The sequence below is a fragment of the Streptomyces sp. NPDC094034 genome (assembly GCF_040303865.1).
GTDB lineage: Bacteria > Actinomycetota > Actinomycetes > Streptomycetales > Streptomycetaceae > Streptomyces.
Genome location: NZ_JBEOUD010000025.1, coordinates 85,396 through 97,618, shown reverse-complemented (window position 1 = coordinate 97,618; position 12,223 = coordinate 85,396). Strand labels below are relative to the sequence as shown.

The window sequence follows — 12,223 nt, the reverse complement described above, 5'->3', positions numbered from 1 at the left end:
TGACCTCGGTGCGGGTTCAGTCGGCCGAGCCCGTGAAGTGCTCCCTCATCAGTGACTGCACCACCGGCAGGTCCCGCGCCGTCAACGCGTCGAGCAGCGCGGAGTGTTCGGCCGCGTCCGCGACGAGATCGGCACGGCGCACGGTCGGGGCGCTGACCAGCGGCCACTGCGAGCGGCGGTGCAAATCGTCCGCCACCATGACCAGTTGCTGGTTGCCGGAGAGGGCGAGCAGCGCGCGATGGAAGGCACGGTCGCGCTCCGCGTACGCCGCGCGGTCCCCGATCGCGGCGGCGGCACCGGTCGCCTCCGCCAACGGAACCAGTTCCGCCCACCGTTCGGCGGAAACGGTACGGGCCAGCCGCAGCATCACCGGCACTTCGAGCAGGGCACGCACCTCGGCGAGCTCGGCCAGTTCACGGGCGCTGCGCGCGATGACGCGGAAGCCGCGGTTGAGCACGACCTCGACGGCGCCTTCCAGCGCGAGCTGTTGCATGGCCTCCCGTACGGGGGTGGCGGAGACGCCGAAGCGCTCGCCGAGCACGGGGGCGGAGTAGACCTCGCCGGGGGCCAGCTCACCGCTGACGAGCGCGGTGCGCAGGGCGTCGAGGATCTGCCCGCGCACGGAATGACGGCGCACCGGCGAGGACGAGGACAGCGAGGAAGGAGATGGAGAGGGGGAAGGGGAAGGGGACGGTGCAGCAACCGGAGCCGCGGACGGCGCGGGGCAGCCGGACCGGTCGGAGTCACTGTGCGTGTGCTCACCCCGCACCTGCTCCGGCACCCGCCGGGTCTCGGAGGCGGACCCCTTGGAACTTCCCGGCGCCTCCGTCGATCCTGACGCTGCCGGCGCCTCCGGCGCGTCCGTGGCGTACGGCCGGGGCACGGCGGCGTCGCGCGCTCTGCCCTGCTCCATTCCGGCCCACCTCCTTACCCGTCGTACCCGTGCACGATAGGCCGACCGGGCCATAGTTCAAACCTCGATCACATCGGATAAGGTAAGGCTTACCTCCAAACGATCCCGATTCGGTGGTCCCCCGCATGACCCTGCCCACGCTGCTGCCCGGCTCCCTCGCCTCGCCCGTGACGGACGCGTACGCCCGTCTGGCCGAGGTGTTCCCCGCGCTGAGCATCGACCAGCTCACCGAGAGTGAGCGGCCACCGATGGGTGGCGGCTGGGTGAGCGCGGCGGACCTGGCGGCCGGGGGCGCGGCCCTCGACACGTTCCTCGCCTGGGACGAGGCGCAGGTACGCCGGGACTACGGGCAGGAGGCGCGCCCCGATGTGATCGCCGGCTTCGCCTTCCACCGGTACGCCTGGCCCGCCTGTCTGCTGATCACGATGCCCTGGTTCCTGCGCCGCAGGGTGCCCCGTCTGCCCGTCGAGGCCGTCTCCTTCCAGCGGGCGCTGGGCCGGATGACCGTACGGATCGACGAGTTCGCCTGTCTGCCGGACGACCCCGCCGCGATACTGCCCGGCGCGCGGGTCGTGCCGGACGAGGAAGCCCTGCGCGCCGAGGTGCGGGCGGCCGTCGCCGGCCATCTCGCGCCGGTCCTCGACGGTTTCGCACCCCGGCTGCGGCGCGGCCGGCGGGCGCTGTGGGGGATGGCGACCGACGAGATCGTCGAGGGCCTGTGGTACATCGCCCATCTGCTGGGCGAGGAGCGGTACGCGATGGCGGAGCTTGAGCGGCTGATGCCGGGCACGACCGCGCCCTACGTCGGTGCGGCGGGTTTCCGCGAGCTGACCGGACCGGACGGTGAATCTTTGCCGACCCGTGACCGGGCCAGTTGCTGCCTTTTCTACACGCTGCGCCCGGAGGACACCTGCGTGACCTGCCCGCGTACCTGCGACAACGAGCGGGTCCGGAAGCTCGCCGCGAGCGTCTGACCCCGCGTCACCCTCGCTCCCACGCCACCCGCAGGGGTGATATTAATCGAACATGACAGCCACCTGCCGAACGGCGGTGTCAGCCGTTCGTGCCTCTTCACGTGCTGCACCGCCTCGTTGGTGTTCTCTTGTCCCAAAACCCCCTGAGCGTCACCGCACTTCCGCCAAAATGGCGACCCAAACGCCCTACTGCCGTGCAAGGAACACCGCATGCGACTGACTGACATATCGCTGAACTGGCTGCTTCCCGGCGTCGTCCTGCTCGTCGGAATCCTGGTGGCCGTGGCGGTGTTCGCGCGCGGCAAGCGCGCGGCGGCCGACAAGTCCGCACCCGTCGAGGATTCCTGGGAACGCAGCGAGGAGCGCCGCAGACGGAAGGAAGCCATCTACGGCATCGCCTCCTACGCACTCCTGTTCTGCTGCGCGGCGGTCGCCGCCGCGCTCTCGTTCAAGGGCCTGGTCGGCTTCGGCCAGGAGAATCTCGGTCTCAGCGGCGGCTGGGAGTATCTCGTCCCGTTCGGTCTCGACGGCGCGGCGATGTTCTGCTCCGTACTCGCGGTGCGTGAGGCCAGCCACGGCGACGCGGCCCTGGGCTCGCGACTGCTGGTGTGGACGTTCGCCGGCGCCGCCGCCTGGTTCAACTGGGTGCACGCGCCCACGGGCATCGGTCACGAAGGCGCTCCGCAGTTCTTCTCCGGTATGTCCCTCTCGGCCGCGGTCCTGTTCGACCGCGCGCTCAAGCAGACCCGCCGTGCGGCGCTGCGTGAGCAGGGTCTTGTCCCCCGTCCACTGCCGCAGATCCGGATCGTACGGTGGCTGCGGGCGCCCCGCGAGACCTTCGGCGCCTGGTCGCTGATGCTGCTCGAAGGTGTCCGTACGCTGGACGAGGCGGTCGACGAGGTCCGCGAGGACCGTCGCCAGAAGGAGCAGAACCGGCACCGCAGGCGGGAGCAGGAGAAGCTGGACCGAGCGCAGATCAAGGCGCTCAACCGCCAGCACCGCGCCTGGGGCCGAGGGCGTGGCGGCCGTCAGGTGGCCCTTCCCGCGGTGAACTCGGGATCGGGCTCGCCGCCGGCCGTCGAAGCCGCAGCGGAGCCTGCCATAGTGGAGCCCGGCCAGCTGACCCAGCACTCCCGGCTCTCCCTTCAGCCCGTCAAGGCCGCGGAGACTCCCCGTACGGTGGACCTGACCGCGGAGGACGACACCATGGCGCTGCCCAGACTCGACTCCCTGGAGCGCAAACTCAAGGACCTTGAGAAGCAGTTCGGCTGACGCGGGGCGACCGCACAAGCAAGCAGCACTCGGACCGGTGTGACGGACAGCCGTCACGCCGGTCCGCTGTTTCGTCCGTCCCCCACCACGCTCACCGCGCACTCCTCCTCACCGCGCACGGCTCCTCACCGCGCACTCCTTCTCACCGCTCCTACGCCGCCTCGCCGTTGAGCTCGAACCAGACCACCTTGCCCACCGGCCGCGCCCGTATCCCCCAGTCGTCCGCGAGGCTCCGTACCAGCGCGAGCCCCCTGCCGTGCGTGGCGTCATCGGGCACCGGCCGCTCGGGCGCGGGCGGTGTCGGCACGCCCGCGACGAAGTCCCGCACCTCCACCCGCAGCCGGGAGTCCGCGACGGTCGCCGTGATCACGGCGCCGTCGTCCGTATGCACCAGCGCGTTCGTCACCAGCTCGCTGATCAGCAGCTCCGCCACCGCCGCGGAGTCCCGCTCCTGCCAGTGCCGCAGCATCTCCCGCAACGCGTGGCGTACTTCGGGGACGGCCGCGAGATCGGCGCCCCCCACTCTGCGTCGCAGACCTCTCATCACTCTGTCCCCCCGCTCATGACGTCCCTCTCCTCGCCGGTCCGGACCCGCCCCACGCTCGTACGCGTACAGGAGATGCATTCCCCACCCGGAATGGACCACTCATGGTGTTCATCACCTGATCGTCGCGGTGGGGGCAGAGGGCGCGCGACGGGTGCGCGAGGACTGTCCGGGGATGTGCGGGGGGAGTGAAACCGTGCGAGCCGATCCCGAGGAGCGAGGAGCACCGATGCACGACGACCGATCCCTGGTGGAAGGGCGGCTGGAGCGGGCCCTGCGCCAGTTCATCCGTCCCGCGCAGTACGCGGCACGGGAGCCGCTCTCGCTCTCCGTCTGGCACGCGCCGGGCGAGCCGGTGCCGGTGGAGCGGGCGCTCCAGGGCACGTACGAGCCGTTCACCACGGGCACGGAGTGGGGCTCGCCCTGGTCCACCCACTGGTTCCGGCTGGAGGGCGTGGTCCCCGAGTCCTGGGCGGGGCTGCCGGTGGAGGTGGTCATCGACCCCGGGTTCACCGGTGACGGGCCCGGATTCCAGGCCGAGGGGCTGGTGTACGACGCCGCGGGAGTCCCCCTCAAGGGCGTCCATCCACGCAACCGGTACATCCCCGTCGCGTCGCCCGCGGCCGGCGGCGAACCCGTCCGGCTGCTGCTGGAGGCGGCCGCCAACCCCGCCGTCCTGCATGACTTCCAGCCGACGCCTCTCGGTGACGTACTGACCGCGGGCGACCGTCCGCTCTACCGCTTCGCCGCCGCCGACCTGGCCGTTCTGGACCAGGAGGTCTGGCATCTGATCCTCGACATCGAGGTGCTCGCGGAGCTGATGCGCGAGCTGCCCGTGGACCGCTCGCGGCGCCATGAGATCCTGCGCGCCCTTGAGTCCATGCTTGACGCGCTCGATCTGCACGATGTGGCGGGCACGGCCACCGCCGCCCGCGGTGAGCTGGCGGAGGCGCTCTCCCGGCCCGCGTCCCCGAGCGCCCACCGGATCTCGGCGGCGGGGCACGCCCATATCGACTCGGCCTGGCTGTGGCCGCTGCGCGAGACCGTACGGAAGGCGTCGCGGACCTTCGCCAATGTCACGGCGCTCGCCGCCGACTACCCGGAGCTGGTCTTCGCCTGTTCGCAGGCGCAGCAGTACGCCTGGGTGCGGGATCACCAGCCGCACATCTGGGAGCGGATCAAGCAGGCGGTGGCGGACGGGACATGGGCGCCGGTGGGCTCCATGTGGGTGGAGTCGGACGCCAATATGCCGGGTGGTGAGGCGCTGGCCCGGCAGATCGTGCACGGTAAGCGCTTCTTCCAGGAGGAGCTGGGCGTCGAGACGGAGGAGATCTGGCTGCCCGACTCCTTCGGATACACGGCGGCTTTCCCGCAGTTGGCGAAGCTCGCGGGGGTGAGGTGGTTCCTCACCCAGAAGCTCTCGTGGAACCAGACCAACAAGATGCCGCACCACTCCTTCTGGTGGGAGGGCATCGACGGCACGCGCGTCTTCACCCACTTCCCGCCGGTGGACACGTACAACTCGCAGTTCCATGGCTCCGAACTGGCCCACGCGGAGCGGAACTTCGCGGAGAAGGGGCGGGCGTCCCGGTCCCTGGTGCCGTTCGGCTGGGGCGACGGCGGTGGCGGCCCCACCCGGGAGATGATGGAGCGGGCACGGCGGCTGAAGTCCCTGGAGGGCTCGCCCCGGGTCGAGATCGAGCCGCCGGCGGCCTTCTTCGCGGCGGCCGAGGAGGAGTACGGCGCGCGGGCCCCGGTCTGGTCGGGCGAGCTGTATCTGGAGCTGCACCGCGCCACGTACACCACCCAGGCCAAGACGAAGCAGGGCAACCGGCGCGCCGAACATCTGCTGCGGGAGGCCGAGTTGTGGGCGACGGCGGCGGCGCTGCACTCGGGCGGCCGCGCCGCCGCGTACATGTATCCGTACGAGGAGCTGGACCGGATCTGGAAGACGGTGCTGCTGCACCAGTTCCATGACATCCTGCCGGGCTCCTCGATCGCCTGGGTGCACCGTGAGGCGCGCGCGACCTACGCGGCGGTACAGGACGAGCTCACGGGCATCATCGACGACGCGCTCGCGGCGCTGGGCGGCGGCAGCGCGGTGGGGGTCTGGAACGCGGCCCCGTTCGCCCGCCGCGATGTCGTCGCGGCGCGCGCCTCCGACCTGGCGCCCGGGGTGCTGACCCAGCCGCTGGCCGACGGTGAGGTGCTGGCCCCGGCCCTGGTCAGGGCGTTGGCACCGGGCACATTCACCACACTCGCCCCCGCCCCCGTGACGGCCGCGCCCGCCAATGGAGGATTCACACTGCGCAATGAGCGGCTGGAGGTGGTCGTCGACGCCGACGGCCTGCTCTCCTCCGTACGCGATCTCGTCGGTGATCGCGAGGTGCTGGCGCCCGGCGGCCGGGGCAATCTGCTCCAGCTCCACCCCGACCACCCCAATCAGTGGGACGCCTGGGACATCGACCGGCACTACCGGCGCCGGCACACCGATCTGACCACCGCCGACTCCGTCGAGCTGATCGAGGAGGGTCCGCTGAGGGCGGCGGTACGGGTGGTACGGACGTTCGGGTCGTCCCGGATCACCCAGGAGATCCGGCTCACCGCCGACACCCGGCGGGTCGACATCGTCACAGAGGTCGACTGGCAGGAGTCGGAGAAGGTCCTCAAGGCCGCGTTCCCGCTGGACGTGCACGCCGAACGGTCCACCGCCGAGGTGCAGTTCGGCCATGTGCACCGGGCGACGCACGACAACACCGGCTGGGACGCCGCCCGGTTCGAGATCTGCGCGCACCGCTGGCTGCGGGTCGCCGAGCCCGGCTACGGCGTCGCGGTGCTCAACGACTCGACCTACGGTCACGAGGTGACGCGCGCGCCGCACCGGGACGGTCTCGGCACGACGGTACGACTGACGCTGTTGCGCGCCCCGCACAGCCCGGACCCCGAGACCGATCTCGGCACGCACCGCTTCCAGTACGCCCTGCTGCCCGGCGGGACGGTGGAGGAGACCGTACAGGAGGGTCTGGCGCTCAATCTGCCGCTGCGCGGGGCACCGGCACCGGAGCAGCTGCCGCTGGTGAAGGTCGACAACCCGGCGGTGACCGTGGAAGCGGTCAAGCTCGCCGAGGACCGGAGCGGGGATGTGATCGTACGGCTCTACGAGTCGGCCGGCGGCCGGGCCGGGGCGACGCTGCGGGTCGGCTTCCCGGTGATCGGCGCTCGGGTGACGGATCTGCTGGAGCGGCCGCTGCACGACGCGGAGACGGACGAGGAGGGACTGCGGCTGCGGCTGCGGCCGTTCCAGATCCTGACGCTGCGGCTCACGCCCGCGTAGCGGGTACGCAGGACGGGACAGGACCGACGGCCGTGACGCGCGTCGGCCCTGTCCCGTCCGTGCGGACCTTCGCGAGCCGTGCGCGGTCAGCGCCGGACGCGGTCAGCGCCGGACGCGGTCAGCGCCGGACGCGGTCAGCGCCGGACGCGGTCAGCGCCGGGCGCGCTCACGCCTCCCAGACGCCGACCGCCGTGCGGTCGTCGGCGTGGCCCTTCACCCTCAGCCCGGTGTCCACGAGGAACTCGGCCAGACCCGGTGGGGTGGTCGGGCCCCAGCGGTTGGCCAGTTCGCGGGCGAGTGCGGGCTCGGCGCGCAGGGGCTCCGACAGGCCGGGGCCGCACAGCAGGAGGGTGTCGCCCGGCCGGGCGACCGAGGCGCGGAACCGGAACGGCTCGGGCGGCGGCGGAGGCGGCCCCTCGGCGTACGGGGAGGTGGCATACGGGAACGCGTCGCGCCGGGACCCGTCGCTCCGGAACGTGTCGTACGCGGACGGGGGTTTCGTGATCTCCAGGTCCATGGTCAGCCGGTCGCCCTCGGGCGTCTCGGCGGGCGGGGAGCCGAAGCCGGTCACGGGCGGGCCGGTGGAGGCGCCCGGCCTGGCGAGGGGCGGCTCCAGGTCCTGCCACGCGCCGTCCCTGAGCCGGAAGAGGCCGCCGTCGCCGACCCCGAAGAACACGCGCGTACGGCAGTCGGGGTCGGCGGAGAGCAGCAGACAGCGCAGGCCCGCGGTGTACTGCTCGGGGCGCAGCCCCAGTTCGGCGGCGCGGGCCCGGAGTTTGCCGAACCCCCGGTCGGTCAGCCGGTGCAGCCCGGACTTGAGGTCGTCCCTGCGGCCGGCTCTTATGTCCGCGGAGAGGCTGTCGTGGCTGCGTCCGACAGCGCCGCCGATCCACCGGCACACGTCCGCCGCGGCGCGGTGGGAGCCCTCGGTGGCTCGGGCGCCGCCCGCGACGGCGACGAGGACGAGCGCGTCGGCGCCGGCCCCGAAGCGGACGGTCAGCAGGGCGTCGCGGCGGGGCTCGCCGCGGTGGCGCGCGGAGTCGCCCCGTACCGACATGGCGCGCAGGGTGTACGTCCCGTAACGCGCGCCGTCGAGGACGGTGTCGGCGACGATCTCGTCCAGCCGGTCGGCGTGCGTGGCGGGCAGGGCGGTGGGCTCGGGGTCGTAGGCGGGCGGCCCGTCGCCGACATGGGTGACGGGGGCGGCCGGGGAGGCGACAGGCGCGGGGGGCAGGGGAGTTGACCGACGCGGGTCCGGAGGCCGGGGCGAGGGTGAGGGCTGGGTCGGGGGCGAGGAGGGGGGTGACTCGGCCGTGGCGCCCGGCAACGGCCGTGCGTCGCTGGGCGCGTACGGCACGGCCGGCTCCCATGGCGCCCCCGCGACGGGGGGTTGGGGCCGCGGTCGCGGTGGCTTCGGGGTCGTCACGGATTTCGCCTGGACCCCCAGCGCCTCGGACGCCGGTTCCGAGACTAGATCCGAGACCGGATCCGAGACCTGACCCGAGGACGGATCCGACACCGCCTGCGCCGCCGAGTCGAAGCGATCGTCGAGCGTGTCACCCGTCGCCCGGGCGGGGCCCGTGTCCGGTGTGGAGTCGTCGTACAGCCGGTTCCACCAGTCGCCGTCGGGCGACCTCTCCCCCTGCTGGCTCATGACCCTATTGTCGACCGCGCCGAGGACGGGAAAACGGGGCGAGAGGAAAAAGGGCCGCGGAGACGAGCCGCGGAGTCCGCCGGGCGACCCCACCCCCCACGGGAAGGACACCCGGCGGACATTCACAGATTCGAGCAGAGCCGGTCATGCATACCCAGGAGGAATATGACCGGGTCTGTTGCAGCTGTGATGGCGCCACCTTGGCAGACAGACGGCCTGTACAGGGATGATGGGGAGCGGCGGGTTTACGCCGTGGCCGGTTTCCGCCACGGCCCGTGGCGGAAAGAGTGCGGCCGGGGAGGCCGCGCGGGCGTCCAGGGAGGGGTTGTCAGGGATGCTGGGAGCGATAGGTCTCGACGAGAGACAGGAGTCCGCGTACCGCGCGCTGGTGGCGATCGGCGCCGCGGAGGTGGCGGATCTGGCCCATCGGCTCGCACTCCCCGAGCCGGACACCGAACGGGCGCTGCGCCGGCTGGAGCGCCAGGGTCTGGCCGCGCAGTCCTCGTCCCGTACCGGACGGTGGGTCGCCGCGCCGCCCGCCGTCGCGCTCGGCGCGCTGCTCACCCAGCACCGCCATGAGCTGGAACAGGCCGAACTGGCCGCCGTACTGCTCGCGGAGGAGTACCGCGCGGAGGCCACGGAACCGGCGGTGCACGATCTGATCGAGGTGGTGACGGGCGCGAGCGCGGTCGCCCACCGTTTCCGCCAGTTGCAACTGGGCGCCACCGACGAGGTCTGTGCCCTGGTCACCGGCCGGCCGGTGGCCGTGACCGGGATGGACAACGAGGCCGAGGAACGGGCGGCCACGCGCGGCGTCACGTACCGGGTGGTGCTCGAACGCGAGGTGCTGTCGCTGCCCACCGGAATCACCGAACTGTCCGCCGCGCTCGGCCGCGACGAGCAGGTCCGGGTGACCGAGCGGGTACCGACCAAGCTGGTGGTGGCGGACCGTGCCCTCGCGATGGTGCCGCTGACGGGCCGTGGGCTCGGGCCGGCGGCGCTGGTCGTGCATGCCAGCGGACTACTGGAGTCGCTGACGGGGCTCTTCGAGGCGGTGTGGCGCGAGGCGCTGCCCCTACGGCTCGGTACGGACGGCACGGTCACGGAGCTCGGCCTGCCCGGCCCTGACACGACCGACCTGGAGATCCTGTCCCTGCTGCTCGCCGGCATGACCGACGCGAGCGTGGCCAAACAGCTGGACCTGGGGCTGCGCACCGTACAGCGCCGGGTGAAGGGGCTGATGGAGCTGAGCGGGGTGACGACCCGTCTCCAGCTGGGCTGGCACGCCTACGAGAAGGGCTGGGTGGCGCGCGACCCGCGCCGCTGAGCCCGATCCCGCACAGGGGGCAGAGGGAAGTGTGGCAGCTCGTCCGTCTACGGCACGGAGCGCGACGCCCTCGGACCTGGTCCCTGGGCGGGTCGCGGGGCTGATGCGCCGTGGGAGGTATCCGTGTGAGGCTGGGAGCATGACCGAATTCAGTGAGGCCGAGCGCGCGTATCTGAGGTCCCAGCGGCTGGGGCGGATGGCGACCGTGGATCCCAAGGGCCAGCCCCAGGCCAACCCGGTCGGCTTCTTCCCACAGGACGACGACACCATCCTGATCGGTGGTCTGGCGCTGGGAACCACGAAGAAGTGGCGCAATCTCCAGGCGAATCCGCGAGTGGCGCTGGTCGTCGACGACATCGTGAGCACCGATCCGTGGAAGGTACGCGGGCTCGACATCCGGGGCGAGGCGGAGTTGCTGACGGGGCCGCACGACCTCGGTCCGCACTTCAGCGAGGAGCTGATCCGCATTCACCCCCGCAGGATCCACAGCTGGGGTCTCGACTGACGGTCCGGTCGGGCAGGGCCTGGTTCCCGGTCTGACCGGTCTTGCTGGCCTTGCCGGTCTTGCCGGTCTTGCCGGTCTTGCCGGTCTTATGCGGCCGGGCCGGCGTGGCCGACGGCGTGGTCCGCGTGGAGACGCAGATGCCACGTCGCGTAGGACCGCCACGGCCGCCACACCTCGTCGTCCCGCTCCCCCTCGGGTGCCACATCGGGGTCGCCGAGCGCCCGCATCCGGATCAGCGCCGCCGTACGCCGGGTCACCCCGGCCACGGCCAGCAGGGCCCGCTCGGACTCGTCGCGGTCCGCTCCGGGGTCGAGCCGTACGGTCCCGTCGGCGAGCGCGGCGGCGAGCGGGCCCGCGACCGGGTCGTCACGCAGGGCCGCCGGCTCGGGGAACAGCCGGTCGAGCCGTCCGCAGGGGAGTTCCACCGGCTCGCCGTATCTCTCGACGAGCCGGGCGGCCGCCGTGTGGCCGACGAGCGCGTGCAGGGCGTACTCCTCCGGTTCGGCGGCGCCGGGCGAGCGCAGCCCGGGGCGCGCCGCGACGAGCGGAGCGAGCCGCGGGTCGGCGCCGAGGCGTTCGTCCACGGAGTACGGATCGGCGTCGAGGTCGAAGAGCCGGCGCAACCGCTGTACGGCGGTGGTGAGATCGCGCAGCTCGGTGAGATGGATCCGCGCCTCCAGCCAGCCGCTCCGGGCGCGTGGGTCGCGTGCGTCGCGTACGTCGCCGACCGGCCGGGTCTCGTCCACGGAGACGAAGCCGGGGCCGTGCGGCAGCCGTAGCGTACGGCGGTAGGTGCGGGCGCCGGCCTCGCCGATCACCTCTTCCGTGTGCGGGAGCGCTTCCCGGGCGAGGAGGTCGAAGACCTCGCGCGCCGCGTAGGGGCCCCGGTAGGCGAGCCGCAGGGGGATGCCGGTGAGAAGTGGCACGTCGGTGCACGGTGCCAGGTCGGGAGGGAACGCGGTGGCCCGCGAAGGAGACTTGGTCACCGCGCGGGTGCCCGCACGGGCCCCGGTCCCCGTCGCGGTCCGGGTTCCGGTCGCGGTCCCAGTCCCCGTCACGGTCCGGGTCCCCGTCGCGGTCCCGGTCCCGGTGCGGACGCCGGTCCCGGTGCGGACGCCGGTCCCCGACTCGGCGCGCAGCGCACTGGGGGTACGGGCGTAGATCTGCCGGATCGTGTCGTTGAACTGGCGCACGCTCGCGAAACCGGCCGCGAACGCGATCTCCGTGACCGGCAGCCCGGTCGTCTGGAGCAACACCCGTGCCGTGTGCGCCCGCTGGGCACGGGCGAGGGCGACGGGTCCGGCGCCCAGTTCGGCGGTGAGCTGGCGCTGCACCTGCCGGGCGCTGTAGCCCAGGCGCCCGGCCAGCCCCGGCACCCCTTCCCGGTCCACGATCCCGTCGCCGATCATCCGCATCGCACGGCCGACGACATCGGCGCGTACGTTCCACTCCGCCGACCCGGGCACGGCGTCCGGCCGGCACCGGCGGCAGGCGCGGAAGCCATGGCCCTGGGCTGCCGCCGCGGTCGGGTAGAACCGTACGTTCTTCCGCTTCGGGGTCACGGCCGGGCAACTCGGCCGGCAGTAGATCCCCGTCGTCTCGACGGCGAAGAAGAACGCGCCGTCGAAACGCGCGTCGCGGCTGGCGACCGCCTCGTATCTCGTCTCCTCGTCCATCACGGTTCCCAGTGTGCGACGGCC

Annotated in this window: 9 protein-coding genes; 5 read left to right on the top strand and 4 right to left on the bottom strand. The window is 72.4% G+C overall.

Going from position 1 to position 12,223, the window contains the following annotated elements; all coding sequences use genetic code 11:
• Positions 1-16 precede the first annotated feature (16 nt).
• Entirely contained in the window at positions 17-913 is an 897-nt protein-coding gene (locus ABTZ59_RS22205; RefSeq protein WP_351409853.1) for a GntR family transcriptional regulator, read from the bottom strand.
• A gap of 125 nt (positions 914-1,038) precedes the next feature.
• On the opposite strand from ABTZ59_RS22205, the gene ABTZ59_RS22200 reads away from it, so the two are divergent.
• Positions 1,039-1,887, top strand: a complete 849-nt coding sequence (locus ABTZ59_RS22200; RefSeq protein ID WP_351409847.1) for a (2Fe-2S)-binding protein — start codon at positions 1,039-1,041, stop codon at positions 1,885-1,887.
• Between the two features lie 210 nt (positions 1,888-2,097).
• Positions 2,098-3,159 carry a DUF2637 domain-containing protein gene (locus ABTZ59_RS22195; RefSeq protein ID WP_351409840.1) on the top strand — a complete coding sequence of 354 codons (1,062 nt, stop codon included), beginning with the start codon at positions 2,098-2,100 and terminating at the stop codon, positions 3,157-3,159.
• A 151-nt stretch (positions 3,160-3,310) separates the two neighbouring features.
• On the opposite strand, the gene ABTZ59_RS22190 is transcribed toward ABTZ59_RS22195, so the two are convergent.
• Positions 3,311-3,703 (bottom strand): ATP-binding protein, encoded by a 393-nt coding sequence (locus ABTZ59_RS22190; protein WP_351409834.1) that lies wholly within the window; start codon positions 3,701-3,703, stop codon positions 3,311-3,313.
• Between the two features lie 229 nt (positions 3,704-3,932).
• Between ABTZ59_RS22190 and ABTZ59_RS22185 the strand changes: the two genes are divergently transcribed.
• Complete coding sequence (locus ABTZ59_RS22185) at positions 3,933-7,037, top strand: alpha-mannosidase (protein ID WP_351409826.1); 3,105 nt, start codon at positions 3,933-3,935, stop codon at positions 7,035-7,037.
• A 166-nt stretch (positions 7,038-7,203) separates the two neighbouring features.
• Here ABTZ59_RS22185 and ABTZ59_RS22180 read toward each other — a convergent pair whose 3' ends face one another.
• Positions 7,204-8,691, bottom strand: coding sequence for a protein phosphatase 2C domain-containing protein (locus tag ABTZ59_RS22180; RefSeq protein WP_351409818.1), 1,488 nt, complete (start codon positions 8,689-8,691; stop codon positions 7,204-7,206).
• A 334-nt stretch (positions 8,692-9,025) separates the two neighbouring features.
• Between ABTZ59_RS22180 and ABTZ59_RS22175 the strand changes: the two genes are divergently transcribed.
• Both ABTZ59_RS22175 and ABTZ59_RS22170 read left to right on the top strand, forming a co-directional pair.
• On the top strand, positions 9,026-10,018 hold the full coding sequence (locus tag ABTZ59_RS22175; RefSeq protein ID WP_351409805.1) for a helix-turn-helix domain-containing protein: 993 nt from the start codon (positions 9,026-9,028) through the stop codon (positions 10,016-10,018).
• A gap of 139 nt (positions 10,019-10,157) precedes the next feature.
• On the top strand, positions 10,158-10,523 hold the full coding sequence (locus ABTZ59_RS22170; protein ID WP_351409796.1) for a PPOX class F420-dependent oxidoreductase: 366 nt from the start codon (positions 10,158-10,160) through the stop codon (positions 10,521-10,523).
• A gap of 86 nt (positions 10,524-10,609) precedes the next feature.
• Here the strand turns inward: ABTZ59_RS22170 and ABTZ59_RS22165 are convergent, their stop codons facing one another.
• Positions 10,610-12,199 (bottom strand): Ada metal-binding domain-containing protein, encoded by a 1,590-nt coding sequence (locus ABTZ59_RS22165; protein WP_351410199.1) that lies wholly within the window; start codon positions 12,197-12,199, stop codon positions 10,610-10,612.
• Between the last annotated feature and the right edge of the window lie 24 nt (positions 12,200-12,223).

Bases quoted from the DNA above. Each gene is read 5' to 3' on its own strand.
- ABTZ59_RS22205 (WP_351409853.1), bottom strand. From the start codon at position 913: ATGGAGCAGGGCAGAGCGCGCGACGCCGCCGTGCCCCGGCCGTACGCC.
- ABTZ59_RS22200 (WP_351409847.1), top strand. From the start codon at position 1,039: ATGACCCTGCCCACGCTGCTGCCCGGCTCCCTCGCCTCGCCCGTGACG.
- ABTZ59_RS22195 (WP_351409840.1), top strand. From the start codon at position 2,098: ATGCGACTGACTGACATATCGCTGAACTGGCTGCTTCCCGGCGTCGTC.
- ABTZ59_RS22190 (WP_351409834.1), bottom strand. From the start codon at position 3,703: ATGAGAGGTCTGCGACGCAGAGTGGGGGGCGCCGATCTCGCGGCCGTC.
- ABTZ59_RS22185 (WP_351409826.1), top strand. From the start codon at position 3,933: ATGCACGACGACCGATCCCTGGTGGAAGGGCGGCTGGAGCGGGCCCTG.
- ABTZ59_RS22180 (WP_351409818.1), bottom strand. From the start codon at position 8,691: ATGAGCCAGCAGGGGGAGAGGTCGCCCGACGGCGACTGGTGGAACCGG.
- ABTZ59_RS22175 (WP_351409805.1), top strand. From the start codon at position 9,026: ATGCTGGGAGCGATAGGTCTCGACGAGAGACAGGAGTCCGCGTACCGC.
- ABTZ59_RS22170 (WP_351409796.1), top strand. From the start codon at position 10,158: ATGACCGAATTCAGTGAGGCCGAGCGCGCGTATCTGAGGTCCCAGCGG.
- ABTZ59_RS22165 (WP_351410199.1), bottom strand. From the start codon at position 12,199: ATGGACGAGGAGACGAGATACGAGGCGGTCGCCAGCCGCGACGCGCGT.